The organism is Pseudomonas baetica (assembly GCF_002813455.1).
Lineage (GTDB): Bacteria > Pseudomonadota > Gammaproteobacteria > Pseudomonadales > Pseudomonadaceae > Aquipseudomonas > Aquipseudomonas baetica.
Genome location: NZ_PHHE01000001.1, coordinates 5,767,800 through 5,789,735, shown reverse-complemented (window position 1 = coordinate 5,789,735; position 21,936 = coordinate 5,767,800). Strand labels below are relative to the sequence as shown.

Annotated in this window: 16 protein-coding genes; 8 read left to right on the top strand and 8 right to left on the bottom strand. The window is 59.5% G+C overall.

Annotated elements, in window-relative coordinates; all coding sequences use genetic code 11:
• Positions 1-81 precede the first annotated feature (81 nt).
• Complete coding sequence (locus ATI02_RS26745; protein WP_100847823.1) at positions 82-663, top strand: PilZ domain-containing protein; 582 nt, start codon at positions 82-84, stop codon at positions 661-663.
• 14 nt (positions 664-677) lie between these two features.
• Positions 678-1,400, top strand: a complete 723-nt coding sequence (locus ATI02_RS26740) for a glycerophosphodiester phosphodiesterase (RefSeq protein WP_100847822.1) — start codon at positions 678-680, stop codon at positions 1,398-1,400.
• Positions 1,401-1,442: 42 nt separating this feature from the next.
• Here the strand turns inward: ATI02_RS26740 and sthA are convergent, their stop codons facing one another.
• Positions 1,443-2,837, bottom strand: a complete 1,395-nt coding sequence (sthA, locus tag ATI02_RS26735; protein WP_095189133.1) for a Si-specific NAD(P)(+) transhydrogenase — start codon at positions 2,835-2,837, stop codon at positions 1,443-1,445.
• Positions 2,838-2,944: 107 nt separating this feature from the next.
• Positions 2,945-4,084 carry an FAD:protein FMN transferase gene (locus tag ATI02_RS26730; protein ID WP_100847821.1) on the bottom strand — a complete coding sequence of 380 codons (1,140 nt, stop codon included), beginning with the start codon at positions 4,082-4,084 and terminating at the stop codon, positions 2,945-2,947.
• 54 nt (positions 4,085-4,138) lie between these two features.
• On the opposite strand from ATI02_RS26730, the gene tcuC reads away from it, so the two are divergent.
• Positions 4,139-5,437, top strand: coding sequence for an MFS transporter (gene tcuC / locus ATI02_RS26725; RefSeq protein ID WP_100847820.1), 1,299 nt, complete (start codon positions 4,139-4,141; stop codon positions 5,435-5,437).
• A gap of 162 nt (positions 5,438-5,599) precedes the next feature.
• On the opposite strand, the gene ATI02_RS26720 is transcribed toward tcuC, so the two are convergent.
• Entirely contained in the window at positions 5,600-7,063 is a 1,464-nt protein-coding gene (locus ATI02_RS26720) for a glyceraldehyde-3-phosphate dehydrogenase (RefSeq protein WP_095189136.1), read from the bottom strand.
• Between the two features lie 354 nt (positions 7,064-7,417).
• Here ATI02_RS26720 and mfd point away from each other — a divergent pair, with 354 nt between their 5' ends.
• The 3 genes from mfd to ATI02_RS26705 are packed head-to-tail and all read left to right on the top strand — an operon-like array spanning position 7,418 to position 14,146.
• Entirely contained in the window at positions 7,418-10,867 is a 3,450-nt protein-coding gene (gene mfd, locus ATI02_RS26715) for a transcription-repair coupling factor (RefSeq protein ID WP_100847819.1), read from the top strand.
• A 10-nt stretch (positions 10,868-10,877) separates the two neighbouring features.
• Positions 10,878-11,444, top strand: a complete 567-nt coding sequence (locus ATI02_RS26710; RefSeq protein WP_100847818.1) for a CsiV family protein — start codon at positions 10,878-10,880, stop codon at positions 11,442-11,444.
• A gap of 11 nt (positions 11,445-11,455) precedes the next feature.
• A complete protein-coding gene (locus ATI02_RS26705; RefSeq protein ID WP_100847817.1) occupies positions 11,456-14,146 on the top strand; it encodes a DEAD/DEAH box helicase in 2,691 nt (896 codons plus the stop codon).
• Between the two features lie 169 nt (positions 14,147-14,315).
• Here the strand turns inward: ATI02_RS26705 and ATI02_RS26700 are convergent, their stop codons facing one another.
• The 4 genes from ATI02_RS26700 to ATI02_RS26685 all read right to left on the bottom strand — a co-directional run bounded on the left by ATI02_RS26700 (position 14,316) and on the right by ATI02_RS26685 (position 20,245).
• Positions 14,316-17,609: a DEAD/DEAH box helicase gene (locus ATI02_RS26700; protein ID WP_100847816.1), complete on the bottom strand. Its 3,294-nt coding sequence runs from the start codon at positions 17,607-17,609 to the stop codon at positions 14,316-14,318.
• Positions 17,610-17,619: 10 nt separating this feature from the next.
• Positions 17,620-18,357 (bottom strand): S-methyl-5'-thioinosine phosphorylase, encoded by a 738-nt coding sequence (locus ATI02_RS26695; protein ID WP_095189141.1) that lies wholly within the window; start codon positions 18,355-18,357, stop codon positions 17,620-17,622.
• A gap of 12 nt (positions 18,358-18,369) precedes the next feature.
• Positions 18,370-19,368, bottom strand: coding sequence for a beta-N-acetylhexosaminidase (gene nagZ, locus ATI02_RS26690; protein WP_169844079.1), 999 nt, complete (start codon positions 19,366-19,368; stop codon positions 18,370-18,372).
• A 169-nt stretch (positions 19,369-19,537) separates the two neighbouring features.
• Complete coding sequence (locus tag ATI02_RS26685; RefSeq protein WP_100847815.1) at positions 19,538-20,245, bottom strand: TetR/AcrR family transcriptional regulator; 708 nt, start codon at positions 20,243-20,245, stop codon at positions 19,538-19,540.
• 229 nt (positions 20,246-20,474) lie between these two features.
• Between ATI02_RS26685 and lexA the strand changes: the two genes are divergently transcribed.
• The gene (gene lexA, locus ATI02_RS26680; RefSeq protein ID WP_016775490.1) at positions 20,475-21,083 is read left to right on the top strand and encodes a transcriptional repressor LexA; all 609 of its coding nucleotides are present in this window, start codon (positions 20,475-20,477) and stop codon (positions 21,081-21,083) included.
• Positions 21,084-21,093: 10 nt separating this feature from the next.
• On the top strand, positions 21,094-21,567 hold the full coding sequence (gene sulA, locus ATI02_RS26675) for an SOS-induced cell division inhibitor SulA (protein ID WP_095189145.1): 474 nt from the start codon (positions 21,094-21,096) through the stop codon (positions 21,565-21,567).
• 94 nt (positions 21,568-21,661) lie between these two features.
• Here the strand turns inward: sulA and ATI02_RS26670 are convergent, their stop codons facing one another.
• A complete protein-coding gene (locus ATI02_RS26670) occupies positions 21,662-21,895 on the bottom strand; it encodes a hypothetical protein (RefSeq protein WP_095189173.1) in 234 nt (77 codons plus the stop codon).
• Between the last annotated feature and the right edge of the window lie 41 nt (positions 21,896-21,936).

The following is a 21,936-nucleotide window of genomic DNA, read 5'->3' as shown; positions in this document are numbered from 1 at the left end:
CGGAGGGAAAAGGAACGTCCTTGTGGCGGGGGTCGATAACCAGCTTTACACTCAGACCACCGCCGCTACCATGGGTTCGCCATGTCGACATTAGATGAAGAAGATCGCCGCGAATACTACCGTATCGAGGATTCGATCGCACTGGAAATTCGGCCCCTGTCTGCTCCCGAAGCCGCAGGCCAGGAAGTGTTGCAGGATGCTTCCCCGCTCTTCAACCTGCTCAGCGAACTGCACCTGAGCGAATTCGAGTCGCAGCACCTGCTGCGCCAGATCAGCGAGCGCGACCGGGCCATCGCCGCGTTCCTGAAATCCCAGAACAAACGCATCGACCTGCTCAGCCAGGTGGTCGCCCTGACCGTGCTCGGCCATATCGGCGAGCCACAACCGGTGATCATCTCCGAGGGCGGGATCGACTTTCAGTACCCCACGCCAATCGCGATCGGCGCGCACCTGTCGGTGAAACTGGTGCTGATGCCGCAGGCGCTGGGCCTGTTGCTGCGCGCCCGCGTCACCCATTGCGACCGCAAGGGCGAAGGCTATGACGTCGGCACCGAATTCGAACACCTGAGCGACGCTCAACGCCAGTTGCTCGCCCGCTATATCTTGCAGAAGCAGGCCCAGGAACGACGTCTGGCCCGCGAACAGAACGAATCAGGCATCTAAATTAAGGAAGAACCGTGACCCTCATCTACGGCCACCGCGGCGCCAAGGGCGAAGCACCGGAAAACACCCTGAGCAGTTTTCAGGAATGTCTCAAGCACGGCGTGCGCCGCTGCGAACTGGATCTGCACCTGTCCAAGGACGGCGAGTTGATGGTCATCCACGACCCGACCCTCAAGCGCACCACCGACCGCCGCGGCAAAGTCGTCGAACACACCGCTGCCGAACTGGTGACTTACGACGCACGCAAGGGTGGCCCGGGCTGGATCAAGCCGTGTCCGATTCCGACGCTGGAGGAACTGTTCGAGAAGTGCAATTTCGAGCACTGGCAGCTTGAAGTCAAAAGCGCTTCACGCACCCGCGCCGCAACCACGGTGCTGGCGATTCGTGAAATGGCGCAGCGCCACGGCCTGCTGGACAAGGTGACGATCACTTCAAGTTCGCGGGAAGTATTGAAAGCGGCGCTGGATCTGGTGCCGGACGTGTCGCGCGGACTGGTGGCCGAATACGCCTGGCTCGACCCGTTGAAGGTCGCCCAGAGCTATGGCTGTGAGTTTCTCGCGCTGAACTGGACGCTGTGTACGCCGGAACGCCTGCAGAAGGCGCAGCGTCAGGGGCTGCATGTGTCGGTATGGACCGTCAACGAGCCTGCGCTGATGCGCAGACTCGCCGACTTCGGCGTTGACAGCCTGATTACAGACTTTCCCGGTTTGGCCACTGCCACCCTCGAGAATTGCTGAAATCGGTCTCCCCGGCCGGCTCAGGCCACCGGCCGGAGCCCGTCAAAAAAGCCGGTTGAGGCCGTCGTAAGCAGCTACCCGATAGGCTTCGGCCATGGTCGGGTAGTTGAACGTGGTGTTGACGAAGTACTTCAACGTGTTCAGCTCGCCCGGCTGGTTCATGATCGCCTGACCGATGTGAACGATCTCCGACGCCTGATAACCGAAGCAGTGAACGCCCAGCACTTCCAGGGTTTCACGGTGGAACAGGATCTTCAGCATGCCTTGCGGCTCGCCGGCGATCTGCGCTCGCGCCATGCTCTTGAAGAACGCCTTGCCGACTTCGTACGGCACTTTGGCCTGGGTCAGCTCCTGCTCGTTCTTGCCGATCGAGCTGATCTCCGGGATGGTGTAGATGCCGGTCGGCACGTCATTGACGAAACGCCAGCTACCGTTGTCGACGATGCTGCCAGCGGCGGAACGACCCTGGTCATGCGCGGCACTGGCCAGGCTCGGCCAACCGATCACGTCGCCAGCACCGTAGATGTTCGGCACGCAGGTGCGGTAGTTCTCGTCGACTTCGATCTGGCCGCGGCTGTTGACCTTGACGCCGATGTTTTCCAGACCCAACTGGTCGGTGTTACCAGTACGACCGTTGCACCAGAGCAAGGCATCGGCCTTGATCTTCTTGCCGGACTTGAGGTGCAGGATCACGCCGTTGTCCACGCCTTCTACGCGGTCGTAGTCTTCGTTGTGGCGCACGGTGATGTTGTTATTGCTGAAGTGGTAGCTCAACGCCTGGGAGATTTCCGAGTCGAGGAAGCTCAGCAACTGACCGCGGTTATCCACCAACTCGACCAGTACACCCAGACCGCTGAAGATCGACGCATATTCGCAACCAATAACGCCAGCGCCGTAAACGATCAGTTTGCGCGGGGTGTGGCCGAGGCTGAGGATGGTGTCGCTATCGTAGATACGCGGGTGATGGAAATCGATGTCCGCCGGACGATACGGGCGCGAGCCGGTGGCGATAATGATGTGCTTGGCCACCAGTTTCTCGACCACGCCGTTGGCGCAGACCACTTCGATGGTTTGCTCGTCGGCGAAGCTGCCGGTACCGAAGAACACGTCGACGCGATTACGGGCGTAGTAGCCGGTACGCGAGGCGACTTGTTTGGAAATGACTTTCTCGGCGCTTTTCAGCACGTCCGGGAAGGAGAACCAGCGTGGTTCGCCGATCGCCCGGAACATCGGGTTGGTGTTGAACTGCATGATCTGCCGCACCGAGTGACGCAGTGCCTTGGACGGGATGGTGCCCAGGTGGGTGCAGTTGCCGCCGACCTGACGACGGCTGTCGACCATCGCGACCTTGCGCCCTGCTTTGGCGGCGTTCATTGCCGCGCCTTCTCCCGCGGGGCCGGAACCCAGCACCACCACGTCGTAGTTGTAGACAGCCATGCGTACTCCTCAGAACAGGCCGCGGTGCCAGCAGCACCGGCGGCTAAATCACGCCGAACGGCGGCGCGAAGGAACAATTGGGGGTCAATCAAGAACCCGGACACAGTCTATAGAAGCGTCAACGCCGCGCACATTAACCCTTGGTCGCGTCGTAGGCTACTTTTGCCTGCACTACAACGCCAGCTTTCGTGTTGTCCTCTATCAGGTTTTTTGCCATTTAACCGCTCGAAAGCCTGGCTGGTGCGGATGACAAAACCTGTATCGGCACGAATCACAAAGAATGCACCAATGTCGTGTTTTTCGGCGTAGTCCCAAGCCCTTTGCGGCCCGAGAATCAGCAACAGGGTCGATAGTCCATCGGCCATCAACGCTGAAGGATGGATCACTGTGACTGACGCCAGGTTGTGTAGGACAGGTGCACCGTTGCGCGCATCGAAGGTGTGGGAATAGCGCCGGCCATCCTGGAGGAAATAGTTGCGATAGTCGCCGGAGGTGGACACGCCATAGCCGTCGACGTTGATAACCCGCTCGGCAACCTGCTGATCATCGCGCGGCTCTTCCAGTGCAATGCGCCATGGCGAGCCGTCGAGCTTTTTACCCTTGGCCTTGAGTTCACCCGTGGCCTCGGCGAGGTAATCGTGGATGCCCATTGCATCCAGTTTGGCCGCGATCGTGTCCACGGCGTAACCGGCGGCGATGCTGTTGAAGTCAACTTCGACGGCAGCGTCCTTGCACAACTGATCGCCATCGATTCGCAGATGTTGATGACCGACCCGTTGCAGCACCTCGGCCAATGCAACTGCACTGGGAAGTTTTTCTTCGCGACCTTGCGGGCCGAAGCCCCAGAGATTCATCAGCGGTTCGACAGTGAGGTCGTAGGAACCTTCGCTTTGCTCCGACAGCTGTTCACCGACCCGAATCAATTCGAGTATGGAAGCGGGCATCGTCTGACAACTATTGGCCGGCAATGCGTTGAATTGCTCGATGTCCGAATCGCTGCGGTAAGTGGACATCTGCTGATCGACTTTGGCGAGGATGCCCTCTACTTCGCGGCGGACTTGCATCGATTCCGGCAAATCAGCGCGGCGCACGTACTTGATCGAATACGTGCTGCCCATGGTCGGGCCGCCGAAACTCTCCACGGAATCGCCATTGCCGCAGCCGCACAAAAGGCCCGCCAGCATCACAAGCCCATGCCACCGTCCAGTTAACAATTCTTCATCTCCCTGCAAAACCGTGCCGGCCATTATGGGACACGAGCGAAACGCTTTCTTACAAGATTTAAAAGCGAGTACCCAGAAATGTCCTCCACGACCGGCAAAGGCAAAGCGATTTTTCGCGTTGTCAGCGGCAACTTCCTCGAAATGTTCGACTTCATGGTCTACGGCTTCTACGCCACGGCCATCGCCAAGACCTTCTTCCCGGCCGACAGCGCCTTCGCCTCCCTGATGCTTTCACTGGCGACCTTCGGTGCTGGCTTCCTGATGCGTCCGCTGGGGGCGATCTTTCTCGGCGCCTACATTGACCGTCACGGCCGCCGTAAAGGACTGATCATTACTTTGGCGATGATGGCCGCCGGCACGGTGTTGATTGCCTGCGTTCCGGGTTACGCCACCCTTGGCGTCGCGGCGCCGCTGATCGTACTGTTTGGGCGCTTGCTGCAAGGCTTCTCGGCTGGCGTGGAATTGGGCGGGGTTTCGGTTTATCTGGCGGAAATTTCCACGCCGGGCCGCAAAGGCTTTTTCGTCAGTTGGCAGTCTGCCAGCCAGCAGGCTGCGGTGGTATTCGCCGGTCTGCTCGGCGTCGGCCTCAACCATTGGCTGAGCCCGGAACAAATGGGGGAATGGGGCTGGCGCGTGCCGTTTCTGATTGGCTGCATGATCGTCCCGGTGATCTTCGTCATTCGCCGTTCGCTGGAGGAAACCCCGGAATTCCAGGCGCGCAAACATCGCCCGACCCTGCGCGAGATCGTCCGCTCGATCGGTCAGAACTTTGGCATCGTCATCGCCGGCATGGCGCTGGTGGTGATGACCACCGTGTCGTTCTACCTGATCACCGCGTATACCCCGACGTTCGGCAAGGCTGAACTGCATCTGTCGGATCTGGATGCTTTGCTGGTGACGGTGTGCATCGGCCTGTCGAACTTCTTCTGGCTGCCGGTGATGGGCTCGGTGTCTGACAGGATCGGCCGCAAACCCCTACTGCTGGCGGCGACAATTCTGGCGATTCTGACGGCTTACCCTGCCCTTTCGTGGCTGGTGGCGAATCCGAGCTTCAGCCATCTGCTGATCGTCGAGCTCTGGCTATCGTTCCTGTACGGTTCGTACAACGGCGCGATGGTGGTGGCGCTGACCGAAATCATGCCGGTGGAAGTGCGTACGACGGGGTTCTCTCTGGCTTACAGTCTGGCAACCGCGACGTTCGGCGGCTTCACACCGGCGGCGTGTACTTATCTGATTCATGTGCTGGATAACAAGGCTGCGCCGGGCATCTGGCTCAGTGGCGCGGCGGTGCTGGGATTGATTGCGACGTTGGTACTGTTTCGTGGCAACAAGCATGAACTGCGCACTGCTCAAGCGGCTGTGCCTGGCGGTGCCTGATAGGACGCTTTCGCGAGCAAGCCCCCTCCCACAGGAGAATGCATTCCAATTGTGGGAGGGGGCTTGCTCCCGAAGAGGCCAATACAGGCAATAGAGATTGACCAGGCACACAAACAAAAACGCCCCGACCAAAGTCGGGGCGTTTTCATTGGCAGCTAAGGCTTAGCGCGGGAACGCTGGCGGGTTCACACCGGCCATGTCTTCCATCACTCGAACAACCTGGCAGCTGTAACCGAACTCGTTGTCGTACCAGACGTACAGAACAACGCGGTTGTCCTGAACGATGGTCGCTTCAGCGTCGACCACACCGGCGTGACGCGAACCCACGAAGTCAGTGGACACCACTTCCTGCGAATTGACGAAGTCGATTTGCTTGTGCAGATCGGAGTGCAGCGCCATGTAGCGCAGGTACTCGTTCATCTCTTCACGGGTAGCGGCTTTCTCAAGGTTCAGGTTGAGAATGGCCATCGACACGTTTGGCGTCGGAACACGGATCGCGTTACCGGTCAGCTTGCCGGCCAGTTCAGGCAGGGCCTTGGCAGCAGCAGTGGCAGCACCGGTCTCGGTGATGACCATGTTCAGCGCAGCGGAACGACCACGGCGATCGCCCTTGTGGAAGTTGTCGATCAGGTTCTGGTCGTTGGTGTACGAGTGAACGGTTTCGACGTGACCGTTGATGATGCCGAACTTGTCATTCACAGCCTTCAGCACCGGCACGATGGCGTTGGTGGTGCAGGAAGCGGCGGACACGATCTTGTCGTCAGCGGTGATTTCACCGTGGTTGATGCCGTGAACAATGTTCTTCAGCTTGCCTTTGCCAGGCGCGGTCAGAACAACGCGGTCGATGCCCGGGCACGCCAGGTGTTGACCCAGGCCATCAGCGTCACGCCACACACCGGTGTTGTCCACCAGCAGCGCGTCTTTGATGCCGTACTGGGTGTAATCCACCTCGGTCGGGTTCTTCGCGTAGATCACCTGGATCAGGTTACCGTTGGCGGTGATGGTGTTGTTTTCTTCGTCGATGGTGATGGTGCCATTGAACGAACCATGTACCGAATCGCGACGCAGCAGGCTGGCACGCTTGGTCAGGTCGTTGTCGGCGCCTTTACGCACCACGATGGCACGCAGACGCAGACCGTCGCCACCACCGGTTTTTTCGATCAGGATGCGCGCCAGCAGACGGCCGATACGACCGAAGCCATACAGCACAACGTCGGTGCCTTTACGTGCGGAAGCGTTTTGCTGGCCAACCACGTCAGCCATTTCTTCACGAACGAACTGCTCGGCGCTGCGGCCGTTGCCCTCGTTGCGGAATTTGAACGCCAACTTGCCCAGATCTACCGAAGCCGCGCCGAGCTTGAGCTCGCTCATGGCTTTGAGCAGTGGGAATGTTTCGTGGACGGAGAGTTCGCTGTCGTCGGAAGAACGGTGGCGAGCAAAGCGGTGAGCTTTGAGAATCGCGATGACAGACTGGTTGATCAGGCTGCGGCCATAGATCGAGCTCACCACGTTGTTATTGCGGTAGAGCTGACCGATAAGCGGAATCATCGCTTCTGCGAGTGCTTCACGGTCGATCCATTCACCAAGACACTGGTCGGGCTTCTGAGTCACGGTAACCTTCCACATGTAGGGGCAGAAAAAAGGGGCTACATTATGCCGCCGACAACCTCATTCAGCAATGCGCGCCTGTCGCGAAATCGGTAACAAAATTCCGTTCAAAAAAATTACGCCCCGCGCCAGCCCAGTAAAACCGGGGCTTTCAGCGCAGTCAATTTTTCGACGACTGTTAGACGATGTCTGTAACCCTCCGTAACACCACCCCGTTTCGGCACTACATAACCACTGAAAAAGTGCTCTTTTTTATGGTTACCACTACATTTTGCCGAAACAGCGAAGATAGACGCAGTCTGCAACTGACAGGCAGCATCGGACGCCGCTACAATTACCGACTTTGTCGCAACGCCTGGAGCTCAACCTTCCGTGCCTGTTCTGCGTCTACCGCTTCTCCCTGCCGAGGCAGGTAAACAGCACTGGGGCAATCTGCCCGGTGCCGCACTGAGCCTGGCGATTGCCGAGGCTGCCAGCGCTGCCAAGCGCTTCACCCTGCTACTGACCGCCGACAGCCAGAGTGCCGAACGGCTGGAACAGGAGCTGAGTTTCTTCGCCCCGGATTTGCCCGTTCTGCATTTCCCCGACTGGGAAACCCTGCCGTACGACCTGTTCTCGCCGCACCAGGACATCATTTCCCAGCGCATCGCCAGCTTATACAGGCTGCCGGAACTGGCGCATGGCGTGCTGGTGGTGCCGATCACCACCGCCCTGCATCGGCTGGCGCCGACCAAGTTCCTGCTCGGCAGCAGCCTGGTGCTGGATGTCGGCCAGAAGCTCGATGTCGAGCAGATGCGCTCGCGGCTCGAAGCCAGCGGCTATCGCTACGTCGACACGGTCTACGAGCACGGCGAATTCACCGTGCGTGGCGCGCTGATCGATCTGTTCCCGATGGGCAGCAAGCTGCCGTACCGCATCGACCTGTTCGACGACGAAATCGAAACCCTGCGCACCTTCGACCCGGAAAACCAGCGTTCCATCGACAAGGTCGATTCGGTCAAGCTGCTGCCGGCGCGTGAATTCCCGCTACAGAAAGATGCGGTCACCCGTTTCAAGGCGCGTTTCCGCGAGCGGTTCGATGTCGACTTCCGTCGCTGCCCGATCTTTCAGGATCTGAGCAGCGGGATTACCCCGGCCGGTATCGAGTACTACCTGCCGCTGTTCTTCGACGAAACCTCGACCCTGTTCGATTACCTGCCCCAAGACACGCAAGTGTTCTCGCTGCCGGGCATCGAGCAAGCGGCAGAGAATTTCTGGAACGACGTGCGCAATCGCTATGAAGAGCGCCGTGTCGATCCATCGCGTCCTTTATTGCCACCGGCTGAACTGTTCCTGCCAGTGGAAGACTGCTTCGCTCGCCTCAAGAGCTGGCCACGCGTGGTCGCCAGTCAGCAAGACGTGGAAACCGGCGTCGGCCGCGAACGATTCCCGGCTCAGACGCTGCCGAATCTGGCCATCGAAGCCAAAGCCACACAACCGTTGGCGGCACTGTCGACCTTCCTCGACGAATTCCCCGGACGCGTGCTGTTCACCGCCGAATCCGCCGGCCGTCGCGAAGTGCTGCTGGAGTTGCTCGAACGTCTGAAGTTGCGGCCGAAAACCGTCGACAGCTGGCCGGACTTCGTCGCGAGCAAGGATCGCCTGGCGATCACCATTGCTCCGCTCGACGAAGGCCTGATGCTGGATGACCCGGCGCTGGCACTGGTCGCGGAAAGCCCGCTGTTCGGTCAGCGCGTCATGCAACGTCGCCGCCGCGAGAAGCGCGCCGACGGCAACAATGACGCCGTCATCAAGAACCTCACCGAACTGCGCGAAGGCGCGCCGGTGGTACACATTGACCACGGTGTCGGCCGCTATCTGGGCCTGACGATTCTGGAAATCGACAATCAGGCTGCCGAGTTCCTCACCCTCGAATACGCCGAGAACGCCAAGCTTTACGTGCCGGTGGCTAACCTGCACCTCATCGCCCGTTACACCGGCAGCGACGATTCCCTGGCCCCGCTGCACCGTCTCGGCTCCGAGACGTGGCAGAAAGCCAAGCGCAAAGCCGCCGAACAGGTGCGCGACGTCGCCGCCGAACTGCTCGACATCTATGCCCGTCGCGCCGCGCGCGAAGGTTATGCGTTTGCTGATCCAAAAGCCGATTACGCGACGTTCAGCGCTGGCTTCCCGTTCGAAGAAACCCCGGACCAGCAATCGACCATCGAAGCCGTACGCGAAGACATGCTCGCGCCGAAACCGATGGATCGACTGGTCTGCGGCGACGTCGGTTTCGGCAAGACCGAAGTGGCCATGCGCGCCGCGTTCATCGCTGTGCATGGTGGTCGCCAAGTGGCGATTCTGGTGCCGACCACCCTGCTCGCCCAACAGCACTACAACAGCTTCCGCGACCGCTTCGCCGACTGGCCGGTGACCGTGGAAGTGATGAGCCGCTTCAAATCGGCCAAAGAAGTGAATGCTGCAATCGCCGATCTGGCGGAAGGCAAGATCGACATCGTCATCGGCACGCACAAGCTGCTGTCCGACGATGTGAAGATCAAGAATCTCGGGCTGGTGATCATCGACGAAGAACACCGCTTTGGTGTCCGTCAGAAAGAACAGCTCAAGGCCCTGCGCAGTGAAGTCGACATCCTCACGCTGACCGCCACGCCGATTCCGCGCACGCTGAACATGGCGGTGTCGGGCATGCGCGACCTGTCGATCATCGCCACGCCGCCGGCCCGACGTCTGTCGGTGCGCACCTTCGTCATGGAGCAAAACAAAAGCACGGTCAAAGAGGCCCTGCTGCGTGAACTGCTGCGCGGCGGTCAGGTGTATTACCTGCACAACGATGTGAAGACCATCGAGAAATGCGCCGCTGACCTGGCCGAACTGGTGCCGGAAGCGCGGATCGGTATCGGTCACGGACAGATGCGTGAGCGCGAACTCGAACAGGTGATGAGCGACTTCTATCACAAGCGCTTCAACGTGCTGATCGCTTCGACCATCATCGAGACCGGCATCGACGTGCCGAGCGCCAACACCATCATCATCGAGCGCGCCGACAAGTTCGGCCTGGCACAACTGCACCAGTTGCGCGGTCGCGTGGGACGTAGTCACCACCAGGCTTACGCGTACTTGCTGACGCCGCCGCGCCAGCAAATCACTTCGGACGCGGAAAAGCGTCTGGAGGCGATTGCCAATACCCAGGATCTCGGCGCCGGTTTCGTCCTGGCCACCAACGATCTGGAAATCCGTGGCGCGGGTGAACTGCTTGGCGATGGCCAGAGCGGCCAGATTCAAGCCGTCGGCTTCACGCTGTACATGGAAATGCTCGAACGCGCGGTGAAGTCGATCCGCAAGGGCGAACAGCCTAACCTCGATCAACCGCTCGGTGGCGGCCCGGAGGTCAACCTGCGCGTACCGGCGCTGATTCCGGAAGATTATCTGCCGGACGTTCACGCCCGTCTGATCCTTTACAAGCGCATCGCTTCGGCCACCGACGAGGAAGGCCTGAAGGATCTGCAAGTGGAGATGATCGACCGCTTCGGCCTGCTGCCGGAACCGACCAAGAATCTGGTGCGCATCACAGCCTTGAAATTGCAGGCCGAGCAATTGGGGATCAAGAAGGTCGACGGTGGCCCGCAGGGTGGCCGTATCGAGTTCGCCGCGCAGACGCCGGTCGATCCGATGACCTTGATCAAACTGATCCAGAGTCAGCCAAAACGCTACAAATTTGAAGGTGCCACGATGTTCAAGTTCCAGGTGCCAATGGAGCGCCCGGAAGAGCGCTTTAATACTGTAGAGGCGCTGTTCGAGCGCCTCATCCCGAAAACTGCTTGAAGGACGCCGCATGCGCCTGTTTCGCTCACTGACTTTGCTACTGACCTTGGTAGCTCCTTCGGCATTTGCCGATGACACCTATATGGTCGAAATGATTCTGGTGCGCCAGAACGCGGTTCCGGCCATTGTCAGCCGCGCCGCGCCGGAAGACTGGGCCGCCGGCGCCCAGCGCCTGGGCGATGACAGCAAACGCACCCCGGCACTCGGCGACGTTGCCGGCAAACTCACCGCCAGCGGCGACTACACGGTATTGATGCACAAAGCCTGGCAGCAGACCCTTGGCGAGGCGCCGACCAAAGTGGCCGTCAGCGACGGTCAGGAGCAATTCGGCCAATTCCCGATCGAGGGCACGCTTGAGATGAAACTCGGGCGCTTCACCGACGTAACCGCCGATTTCTGGGTCAACCAGATTGACGCCAACGGCCTGGTCACTGCCAGTGAGCGCCTGCGGCAGGACAGCCACACCAAAAACGGCCAACTCAACTATCTCGACAACGGCCACCTGGCCCTGCTGATCAAGATCACTTCCCTGACGGCGCCGGCGCCACGGGAAGCGCCTGAAGCCATCCCGGACTGATTGAAGTCCTTATGTCCGCGCCCCTGAGTAAACCGTTGGCACCCTCCTGGGTCAGCCGATTCAAGGAACAGAGCCTGGAGCGTGGCCGCCGCTACGCCCTGGAGAATCGGGTACGCATCGCCCAGGTCGGCGATGCGACCATCACCGCCAGTTGCGAAGGCTCCGGCGGTAACGTCTACCGGCAGACCATTCACCTGCGCGAGTCGGCCAAAGGCACCTTGCTGCTGGTCGATGCCGCGTGCACCTGCCCGGTTCGCACCAACTGCAAACACTGCGCCGCGGTACTGCTGCAAATCCAGGAAACCCTCGAGTATCCCGCGGCTGCCAAAGACGTCGAACTGCTGGAAAAACTTCAGGCCGTGCTGGAAAACCGCGGCCCGAAAGCGCCGCCGCAAGTGCTGGTCGACAACGTGCAGCCGGTGCCGCGCCTGTGGCTGGCCAGCGTCGAGTTCAGCGCCTTCGAGCCGCGCAACGGCAAGATGCAGCGCTACATTCAGCATCGCGCGGCGCTGTCGTTCAGTTATCTGGACGAATACGTCAGTGGGCAGAAAAACAGCGACATCCTGATTCGTCAGGAAACCCAGACGCTGCGGATAAAACGTCACCCGGAAGTCGAACAGTCCTACCGCGAACAGCTAAGAATCCTCGGTTTTCGCATCGCCACTCGCCAAAGCAAAGCGCTGCCGGAAAGTGCCGGTGAACTGTATGAGATGGTCAATGACAGCGCGTGGCTGACCTTTACGCTCAACGATCTGCCGAAGCTGCGCACCCAGGGCTGGGAATTGCAGATCGACGAGGAGTTCGGCTTCGATCTGACCGCCGTCGATGACTGGTACGCCACGGTTGAGCAGGCGCCGGAGCGCGACTGGTTTGATCTGGAGCTGGGGATCATCGTCAACGGAGAGCGCCTGAGCCTGCTGCCGATCCTGCTCAATCTGATGCGCTCGCACACTGAAATCCTCAACCCGGAACGCCTCGCGCGCCGGCGCGATGACGAGCTGATTCTGGTCAATATTCCGCAGCGCAACACCGAGCACGGGCCCTTGCAGGTCGCGCTGCCGCTGGGCCGATTGAAACCGGTACTGACGACCCTTGGCGCGTTCTATTTGCAGGAGCCCGGGGAAACCACCCTGCGCCTGAGCAAGGCCGACGCCACACGCCTGAATTCGCTGGAAGGTCTTCCGCTGCTTTGGGAGGGCGGCGAGCAGATTCGCAGTTTCGCTCAACGCCTGCGTGACATTCGCGAATTCAGCGTAGAAGCGCCCGAAGGCCTGAATGCGACGCTGCGCCCCTATCAGCTCGAAGGCTTGAGCTGGATGCAATCGCTGCGGCAACTGGAAGTCGGCGGGATTCTCGCGGACGACATGGGCCTGGGTAAAACCCTACAGACACTGGCGCACATTCTTAGCGAGAAGAACGCTGGACGTCTGGACCGGCCGTGCATGGTGGTGATGCCTACCAGTCTGATTCCGAACTGGCTCGATGAAGCGGCGCATTTTACGCCGCAACTGAAAGTCGTGGCGCTGTATGGCGCCAGCCGCAAGAAACACTTCGAACATCTGGCCGACTTCGACCTGATTCTCACCACCTACGCGCTGCTGCCCAAGGATGTCGAGATTCTGGCCAAACAGCCGCTGCATGTGCTGGTGCTGGATGAAGCGCAGTACATCAAGAACCCGAACAGCAAAGCCGCTCAAGCGGCCCGCGACTTGAATGCGCGCCAACGCCTGTGCCTGAGTGGTACGCCACTGGAAAACCACCTCGGCGAACTCTGGTCGCTGTTCCACTTTCTGCTGCCGGGCTGGCTCGGCGACGTGAAAAGTTTCAACGCCGATTACCGCGTGCCGATCGAAAAGCGCGGCAGTGAAGTCAGACTCCAGCACCTCAACGGTCGGATAAAACCGTTTCTGCTGCGCCGCACCAAGGAACAGGTCGCCACTGAACTGCCGCCCAAGACTGAAATCATCCATTGGGTCGATCTCAACGAAGCACAGCGCGACGTGTACGAAACCATGCGCCTGGCCATGGACAAGAAAGTCCGCGACGAGATCACCCGCAAAGGGGTGGCGCGCAGCCAGATCATCATTCTTGAAGCGTTGCTCAAGTTACGGCAGGTCTGCTGCGATCTGCGCCTGATCAACGACGCCCCCCTGCCCGCTCGCGGCAGCACGTCGGGCAAACTCGATAGCCTGATGGAAATGCTTGAAGAGTTGTTCGAGGAAGGTCGACGGATTCTGCTGTTCTCACAGTTCACCTCGATGCTGTCACTGATCGAAGAAGAGCTGAAAAAACGCGATATCTCTTACGCTTTGCTGACCGGGCAGACCCGCGATCGACGCACGCCGGTGAAGGAATTCCAGAGCGGCAAGCGTCAGATCTTTCTGATCAGTCTGAAGGCTGGCGGCGTAGGTCTGAACCTGACCGAAGCGGACACGGTGATTCACTACGACCCGTGGTGGAACCCGGCGACCGAGAATCAAGCGACTGACCGCGCGTATCGGATCGGCCAGGAGAAACCGGTGTTCGTTTACAAGATGATTGCCAGGGGCACGGTGGAAGAGAAGATTCAGCACCTGCAAAAGGAAAAATCCGACTTGGCGGCGGGCGTCCTCGACGGACGCAAGGCTGGGGACTGGAAATTGCAGAACGACGATATTGAAGCGTTGTTTGCGCCGTTGCCGGATAAGCTCGAGAAGCGTTGAAATATTTGTCGTGTGTTAACCAGCTTTCGCGAGCAGGCTCGCTCCCACACTGGATCTGTGGCATTCACCAATCCAGTGTTCACAGGGATCTTGTGAATCACACAAATCTAATGTGGGAGCGAGCCTGCTCGCGAATGGCTCACCTCGGTCTAACGGTTAAAACCCAGGCTCAACCCTTGGAAACGGGCAACGGCGCAAATAGCGCCTCAATGTCACTCTGCTCCAGCTTCCAGCCACCCGTCGTCCCGCCCTCAAGCACCGCACCGGCCAACGCCGCTTTCTCTTGTTGCAGCGCCTGTATTTTTTCCTCCACCGTGCCGCGAGCGATCAGCTTGTAAACGAACACCGGGTTGTTTTGCCCGATTCGATACGCACGATCAGTGGCCTGATTTTCCACCGCCGGGTTCCACCAAGGGTCGAAGTGAATCACCGTATCCGCAGCGGTCAGGTTCAAACCGGTACCCCCGGCCTTCAGACTGATCAGAAACAGCGGCACCTTGCCGCCCTGAAAATCCTTCACCGGCGTGCGTCGATCCGTGGTTTCACCGGTCAGCAGCGAGTAGGCAATGTCACGCCGCTGCAATTCTTCCTCGATCAAGGCAAGCATCGAAGTGAACTGCGAAAAAAGCAGAATCCTGCGACCTTCGCCGAGCAGCTCTTCGAGCATCTCCATCAAGCTGACCAGCTTGCCACTGCCGGAGCGCAGCGCCTTCGCTGTCAGCGGCATCTTGATCAAGCGCAAGTCGCAACAGACCTGACGCAGCTTGAGCAAGGCATCGAGAATGATGATCTGACTGCGCGCCACGCCACTGCGGGCAATTTCGTCGCGGACTTTTTTGTCCATCGCCACGCGCACCGTTTCATAGACATCACGCTGGCCGTCGCTGAGATCAACCCAATGGACAATTTCGGTTTTCGGCGGCAGTTCGGTGGCCACCTGATCCTTTTTGCGGCGCAGCAAAAACGGCTTGATGCGCGCTGTCAGGTGCTGCATACGCTGAACATTGCCGTGCTTTTCGATTGGCGTGCGGTAATCGCGATTGAAGGACTTGCTGTCGCCAAGCCAACCGGGCATGAGGAAATGAAACTGCGACCAAAGCTCGCCCAAGTGGTTTTCCAATGGCGTGCCGCTCAGGCACAAGCGCTGGCGGGCCTGCAGGTCACGGGCCGCTTGCGCCGCTTTGCTGATCGGGTTTTTGATGTTCTGCGCTTCGTCGAGAATCAGTACGCTCCACAGCTGCGGCTGCAGGACCTCCAGATCTCTCGGCAGCAAGGCGTAAGTTGTCAGCACCAGATCGTATTCAGCCAGATCAGCGAAATCCTTTTGCCGCCCCGTGCCGTGCAACGCCAATACTTTCAACTGGGGGGTGAAACGCTCGGCCTCGTCGAGCCAGTTGGGAATAAGGCTGGTCGGCATCACCGCCAGAGCCGGGCAATCGAGGCGACCGGCGTGTTTTTCCGTGAGCAGATGCGCCAAGGTTTGCAGCGTTTTGCCCAGCCCCATGTCATCGCCCAGAATGCCGCCGACCTCAAGCTCGCGCAGGGTCTGCATCCAGTTCAGGCCTTCGAGCTGATAGGGGCGCAGTTGCGCGTTAAGGCCGGCCGGAACAGCGACGCGGGTGTGACTGGAATTCTGCAGGCGTTTGGCAAAGGTACGCAGCCGCTCGCCACCCTGCCAATCCAGGGGAAGGCCATCGAGCATACTCAAGCGCGCGGCGTCCGGGAGACTCAAGCGCAGTGCATCGCCCTGATGACCGCCCAGGTACAACTCGCCCAGCGTGGCCATCAGCGGCTTGACCCGACTCAGCGGCAGCGCGACCCTGGCACCCGAAGGGTCGCCAAAACCGCTGGATTTCAGTTCGATCAGGAGTTTTTCGTCATCGCTGCGTTGTGCCAGATTGACCGGGTCAAGCAAGCGCGGCTGGGTGCGCAACAAGTGCAGAAGTATTGGTAGCAAACTATAGCGCTGGCCATTGACGACGATACCCAACTGCAAATCAAACCACTGATGCCCGGCCTCTTCTTCGACCTCGGCGTACCAATGCTCAACCGGTTGCACATTGAAATGAAAGCCGGGACTCATCTCCACTTCCCAGTTCGAGGCGCGCAACGTGGCAAGCCCTTCGTGCATAAACCCGAGCCAGGCGGAATCATCTGGCAACGTGAACATCTCGCCGGGACGATCCAGAGAGCTCTTGCGCGTGGCTTTCTTGAAGCCGAGCCTTTGCAGGATCTGGCGCAGTTTCTTTTCCACCGCAGGCTGGCGTTGAATGCGCTGGGTTTCGGTACCGTTGAGGATCATCACTTCCGGGTTGCGATCCACCGTCGGCTGGCCGTTGTAGGTAAACACCAGTGCGGCGCGGTGCTCAAGAATGTATTCCCAGCGCGAGCGCTCCCAACCACTGACGAGGGTCAGTTGTGGCTGCGGAAGTACGTCGTCGATGACTCGTTCGGTCAGTTGGTGGGGCGGCGGGATTCTCGTTGCCGCGCTCATGCGATGGCTGAACTGCATCGCCTGACGCGCCGGAATGTCCGGCGCCAGAGTCAAATGGCTTGCCAGTTTTTCTTCCAGATCATTGAACAGAGGGCCAATCTGCCGCTGTTCACGATCCAGGTAATAAAGCGGCTCCAGCGCCAGCACGGTTTCCTGCGCAGCCTCGGCACTGCCCCACTGCGCACGGAAACCGCCGTCGGCCTGTTCGGCCCAGGCGAACTGGCCGATGCGCTTCGCGCCCGGCACCAACGGTCGCAGATCCTCGAAATCGAGGAACAGCCGCGAGGTGCGCAGGAGCATTTCCAGCAATTCGGCACCGCTGCTGCCTTCCAGCGGATAGCCGCTGTAATAGGCGTGGTGAGAGTGCATGGCAACCAGCAGCCTGGCAACGCGCAGATCCAGCTCGGACAGGTAGCCGGGCTGACGCATGAGCATTTCCGCTAGCGAATACATCGGTTTGACTTCGCGTAACTCGCCGCTCTTGAGCTGGGAGACCCTGAAAATATCGAGCAGCCACTTGCCGCTCACTGACGTTGGCTTGAGCTTGTAAAACAGGCGCGGGCCTGCGGTTTGCGCGCCTTCTTCGGCGGGCTTGTTCGGCACGGGAATGGTCGAAAGCCAATGCTCCAGCGCCCGCCCCAAAGGGATCTGTGCGTCACTTTCAGACGCATCATCAGCACTGCCCAGCAGATGATAGAGCACCGCAGCGCAGTGCTTGCAGTCGATTACGACAGGACAGCTGCACAGGCAACGCAAGTTGACGGAACCCAGCCGATCTTCGGACAAGTAAATGCTTTGTTCATACGCCTGACTTTCAGAACCGACGCAGAACGCCTCGATCTTTTTGTCATTGATCTCGATGATCTCTACACGATCATCGGCGGCATAAGCGCGAGCCTTGGCCAGGGCCTTGCTACTGAATGCCTGAGTCCAGGCCAACGACTTGAGCCGTTCGATGAGAATGCTCATGGGCAGTCCTTCAGCCGGCCAACACCCGCGCCAATGCCGATTTCACCTTCCCCATCCCGTCATGCAACGCCTGCTCGATCTCGGCCATGGTGATCACTTCAGTGGTCTTGCCCGCCGCTGGATTCACCACCAGCGCCAGACAGGCGTAATCCAGATCCAGCTCGCGGGCCAGCGCCGCTTCCGGCATGCCGGTCATGCCGACGATGTCGCAACCATCACGCTCCAGACGCACGATCTCGGCGACCGTTTCCAGACGCGGGCCTTGGGTGCAGGCGTAGACGCCCTGATCGCTGTACTCGCAACCTTGCGCAGCCACGGCAGCAATCAGTTGCTGACGCAACGGCTCGCTGTAGGGAAAGCTGAAGTCGATGTGGGTGACATGCTCCAGATCATCGGCGAAATAGGTGTGCTCACGCCCACTGGTGTAATCGACGATCTGATGCGGCACGCAGAAATGCCCGGTGCCCATCGCCGGATGAATACCACCCACAGCGTTGACCGCGATGATCGCTTCGGCACCGGCCTGCTTCAACGCCCATAGATTGGCGCGGTAATTGACCTTGTGCGGCGGGAAACGATGTGGATGGCCGTGACGGGCGAGGAACAGTACTTCCTTGCCTGCGTATTCGCCGATTTGCACCTCGGCCGATGGCGCGCCGTAAGGAGTGTCCACCGCCAGCGATTGGCGAATGCTCAGGCCTTCGAGCTGGGTCAGACCGGTGCCACCGATGATTGCGTAAACCGTCATAACGAAAAATCCTTAATCGATCAGTTGAGCGTCTTTGAGCGCGCCGATGGCGGTGAGCCAGCGCGGGTCCTGACGGTAGTCGGTGCTGGCGAACGCCTGACCGCGCATACGCGCGATGCGGGCGGACGGTTTGACCTTCATGCGCTGTGCGGCACTCAGGGCCAGCTCAGCCGCAGCACGATCGTTGCACACGAGCCCCATGTCACAACCGGCAGAGAGAGCGGCCTCGATGCGGCTGGCGGCATCGCCGACCACATGGGCGCCGGCCATCGACAGGTCGTCGCTGAAGATCACACCGTCGAACTGCAACTCGCCGCGCAGGATGTCCTGCAACCAGCGGCGGGAGAAACCGGCAGGCTGTGAATCGACTTGCGGATAGATGACATGAGCCGGCATGACCGCAGCCAGTTGCTTGCTGAGTCTGGCGAATGGAACCAGGTCGTTGGCGCGAATCTCATCGAGGCTGCGTTCGTCGTTGGGTATCGCGACGTGGGAATCCGCTTCTGCCCAGCCGTGGCCGGGGAAATGCTTGCCAGTGGCAGCCATGCCCGCACTGTTCATGCCGCGAATGAATGCGCCGGCGAGTAATGCCGCGCGCTCGGGATCACCTTCAAACGAGCGAGTGCCGACCACGGCGCTGCGCTGGTAATCCAGATCGAGCACCGGGGCGAAACTCAGGTCTAGACCGACCGCCAGCACTTCGGTGGCCATGATCCAGCCGCATTGCTCGGCCAGGTATTCAGCGTTCGGATTGTCAGCAATCGCGCGCATGGCCGGCAGCCGTACGAAGCCCTGACGCAGACGCTGTACGCGACCACCCTCTTGATCCACCGCCAGCAGCAGATCCGGACGAATTGCGCGGATCGCCGCGCTCAATTCACGCACCTGGCGCGGATGCTCGATATTGCGCGCGAAAATGATCAGGCCACCCACTTCGGGCTGACGCAACAATTGGCGATCTTCGGCCGTCAGCCAGGTACCGGCGACGTCCACCATCAACGAGCCTTGCAGGTCAGCAGTCATAAAGATTCCTTGAAAACGAAAACCCGTTGCACACGAAATCGCTACCGAGGGCAGTGCCCGGCAGGTCGGCGATATCGATTGAGAACGGGTTCAAAACGAGAGTCGGCATGGGCGGCTAGCTTAGCGGATACAAGCTGCCGCGCCCACCCGTGCGCGGTTAAACCTTGGCGGCGACCGGCGTTGATTTGCTGCGCGGGCGCAGTTGCGCGGTGGCCATGGCAGCATCGGTGACACCGGTCTCGGCGCGCATGCCAGCAGCGAGGAACGGCACCATCAGGCGCATGACCTGCTCAATGGAAGTATTGACGCCGAAATCAGTCTCGGCGATAGCGCGCAAAGCCTTGATTCCGGACATGCTGAATGCAGCAGCACCGAGCATGAAGTGCACGCGCCAGAACAACTCGATCGGCGGAATGCGTGGCGCCGCTTCATTGACCAGCAGCATGTAGCGACGGAATACCTTGCCGTACATGTCTTCCAGATATCGGCGCAGGTGGCCCTGGCTCTGGCTGAATGCGAGGCCCAGCAAACGCATGAAGATCGACAGGTCGTTGCCGCTACGTGGCTGAACCACCAGCGCCTGCTCAACGAGGATTTCCAGCAGTTCTTCAAGGGTGGGTTTGTTTTCAGGCTTGGCCTGACGTCGCTCCAGCTCTTTATCGAGGCTGGTACAAAACGGGCCGAGGAAACGCGAAAAAACCGCCTGAATCAGCGCCTTCTTTGAGCCGAAGTGATAATTCACTGCCGCCAGATTGACGCCAGCCTTACTGGTGATCAAACGCAATGAGGTTTCCGCAAAACCTTTCTCCGCGAACAACTGCTCGGCAGCATCAAGAATGCGTTCAACGGTTTCCGACTGGGCCATGGCTACTCCGCCTGACAAACACTTGTTTGAAACATACGTTTCAGCCTGTGCCTTGTCAAGCCTGCCAGTTCGTTTTGGGAATGGTCGGTCAGCTATTTAACCACACAAGGCGGCCGCATTAATAAACACCCCTGCCGACCGTCCGGCGGGCTGCAAAAAAACGGGCATTGCCAAGACCGCTTCACTGTATATAATCCCAGTCACTGTATAAAAAGACAGAGCGATCAATATGCTAAAGCTGACGCCACGCCAAGCCGAGATTCTGGCCTTTATCAAACGTTGCCTCGAAGACAACGGCTACCCGCCAACCCGTGCGGAAATCGCTCAGGAACTGGGTTTCAAATCGCCCAATGCGGCGGAAGAACATCTCAAGGCACTGGCCCGCAAAGGCGCCATCGAGATGACCCCTGGCGCTTCCCGAGGCATTCGCATCCCCGGATTCGAGGCCAAGGCCGACGACTCCACCTTACCGATTATTGGCCGGGTTGCTGCCGGTGCACCGATCCTGGCCCAGCAGCACATCGAAGAATCCTGCAACATCAATCCGACTTTCTTCCACCCGCGCGCCGACTATCTGCTGCGCGTGCACGGCATGAGCATGAAGGACATCGGCATTTTCGACGGCGACCTTCTGGCAGTCCACACCACTCGCGAAGCGCGTAATGGCCAGGTTGTCGTCGCCCGCATCGGCGATGAAGTGACCGTCAAACGCTTCAAGCGTGAAGGCAGCAAGGTCTGGCTGATTGCCGAAAATCCTGAGTTCGCCCCTATCGAAGTCGACCTGAAAGATCAGGAACTGGTTATCGAAGGCTTGAGTGTCGGCGTCATCCGCCGCTAAAGGAGGCTTTATGCAGTTCCCACACACACCTCAGCAAACACAACTGCCTTTATTCGAAGCGTTTCTGGCGCAACCGATGGCGCCGACCCTGAAAGACGTGGTCGAACGCCCGTGGAATGCCGAGCCCGAAGTATTCAGTGAGCTGTCACTGCGTGGTGCGGCCGGGAACTGCCTGAACCTGCTGGCCCCGATTCTGCGCGAATTGAGCGATGATCAGGACGCACGCTGGCTGACGCTGATCGCCCCACCGGCCAGCCTGACCCAAACATGGCTGCGAGATGCAGGCCTGAATCGCGAGCGCATTCTGTTGCTGCAACCGAGGGGCACTCAAAGCGCTCAACAACTGGCATGCGAAGCGTTGCGTCTGGGTCGCAGCCACACCGTCGTCACCTGGCTTAATCCGCTGAACACAAGTTCACGGCAGCAGTTGATCAGCGCTGCACGCACGGGTGACGCTCAGAGCCTGAACATTCGATTGGGTTGATGTTCTTGTAACACGCGCGGCGTGAAGCGCCAGGCTTCTCCAAGGACAGAGAAGCCGATCTGAAGCGGTATTGGCTGACGCCGACAAGCGGGGATCAATGAAGAACCTGCGGCCCCTCGTCCTTGTCAAACTCGCCTTCAACCATACGACCGGCCATCTGAACACCGACGCTCAACATCGCTTTGGCGATTTCTACATGCTGGCCTTGCAGGAACGCCTTGGCATCCTCGGAGAAATCCAGCGTCACCAGAGAACCCTCGTCCTCAGCCCTGCGCAGCTCGATACGGCCGTCTGGTAACTCGACAATTTCTAGAAAGGACGTTGGCATATAGGTCTGTTCTCCACGAAAGGCAGGCATTATATAGACAT